Raw genomic sequence first — 1,700 nt, 5'->3', positions numbered from 1 at the left:
CCGAACAGCGCGATGAACCCGATCGCCGCCGAGATCGAGAATGGCGTGCCGGTCAGCGCCAGGGCGAAGATGCCGCCGATCATCGCCATCGGGATCACCGAGAGCGTCAGCAGCATGTCCGCCACCGACGAGAAGTTGATGTACAGCAGCAGCGCAATCAGCAGCAGCGTCACCGGGACCACGAGCTTCAGGCGCGCCACGGCATCCTGAAGGTTTCCGAATTCCCCAACCCATTCCAGCCGGTAGCCCGGAGGGAGTGACACCTCGTGGGCAACGCGAGTCTGAGCCTCGATGACCGCGCCGCCGAGATCGCGCCCGCGCACCGAGAACTTCACCGGGATGTAGCGCTGCTGGCCTTCGCGGTAGATGAATGAGGCTCCGGAGACCAGATCGACATCCGTGATCTCGGAGAGCGGCACCTGGATGACGTCGCCATTCGGGTTCTGGGCGCCGACCGCGATGTTGCGGATGCCGGCCAGCGACGAGCGGTATTCCTTGGCGAGCCGCACCCGCATGGGGAAGTGCCGGTCGGAGCCGTACTCGTAGAGGTCGCCAGCGGTCTGGCCGCCGATCGCCGCCTGGATCGTGGTGTTCACGTCGCCGGGCGCGAGGCCGTATCGGGCCGCCTTCTCCCGATCGACGTCGATCCGCACCGTAGGCTGGCCGAGCGAGGAGAAGATCGCTAGATCAGCGATGCCCGGCACATGCGCCATGACATTCTTGATCCGCTCGGCCGTCGCGGTCAGCTCCTTTAGGTCGTTGCCGTAGATCTTGACCGAGTTTTCGCCCTTCACACCGGACGCTGCCTCCTCGACATTATCCTCGATATACTGGGAGAAGTTGAACTCGATGCCGGGAAGATCTTCGTTCAGCCGCTCGGACATCGCCTTGACCAGCTTCTCCTTGGTCATGCCGGCGGGCCACGTCTCCGACGCGGTCAGGGGTGCGAACAGCTCAACGTTGAAGAAGCCCGTGGCGTCCGTGCCGTCATCCGGACGGCCCTGGTGCGACACCACCGTCTCGACCTTCGGATAGCTGCGCAGGATCGCCCGCATCCGCCGCACGTAGACATCGCCAGCTTCAAGCGAGATCGAAGCCGGCATGGTGCCGCGGATCCAGAGATTGCCCTCTTCGAGCTTGGGCAGAAATTCCAGTCCCAGGCCCCCGACCAAGAGGCCTGCGACGCAGACGAGGACGAGCATCCCCGACAGCGCGACGAGCTTGTTCTGCAGCGCCACGCGCAGCACGTGCATGTGGCCCGCGCGCAGGATCCGTATGATCAGGGTGTCGCGCTCCTTGAGCCGCTTCGGCAGCAGGATCGCCGAGAGGGCCGGCGAGACCGTGAAGGTGGCAATGAGCCCGCCGGCCAGGGCGTACGCATAGGTCTTGGCCATCGGCCCGAAGATATGGCCCTCGACACCGCTGAGCGTGAAGAGCGGCAGGAAGCCGACAATGATGATCGCCGCCGAGAAGAAGATCGCCCGGTTCACCCGCCGAACAGCTGCCCCCGGCCCGGTGCGTGGTGAATCCCAACCGCCTCGACGAGCTCTCCGGCCTACGCCATCTCTGCGCCGCCGGGGTCGTGTTCCTGACGCTGGCCGCCCTCAACCGCGCCCTGCGCCGGGACGGCTATTTTGGCTCGGATCGCCCCGAGCCGACCCTCACCGACGCCCTCGACCTCGTGGCCCTGGCGACGGTGG

The 1,700-nt window shown here is 65.8% G+C and carries 2 pseudogenes; one reads left to right on the top strand and one right to left on the bottom strand.

Annotation, left to right across the window (positions count from 1 at the left end):
• Window positions 1-1,505 (bottom strand): annotated as a pseudogene (locus MKL11_RS00020) (efflux RND transporter permease subunit); the annotation flags it as partial.
• Between MKL11_RS00020 and MKL11_RS00015 the strand changes: the two are divergent.
• Window positions 1,484-1,700 (top strand): annotated as a pseudogene (locus MKL11_RS00015) (single-stranded-DNA-specific exonuclease RecJ); the annotation flags it as partial. The pseudogenes MKL11_RS00020 and MKL11_RS00015 overlap by 22 nt on opposite strands.

The organism is Methylobacterium sp. J-077, assembly GCF_022829365.1.
Taxonomy (GTDB): domain Bacteria; phylum Pseudomonadota; class Alphaproteobacteria; order Rhizobiales; family Beijerinckiaceae; genus Methylobacterium.
Note: the sequence above shows the minus strand (reverse complement) of the source record. Positions and strands in the feature narration are given on the sequence as shown.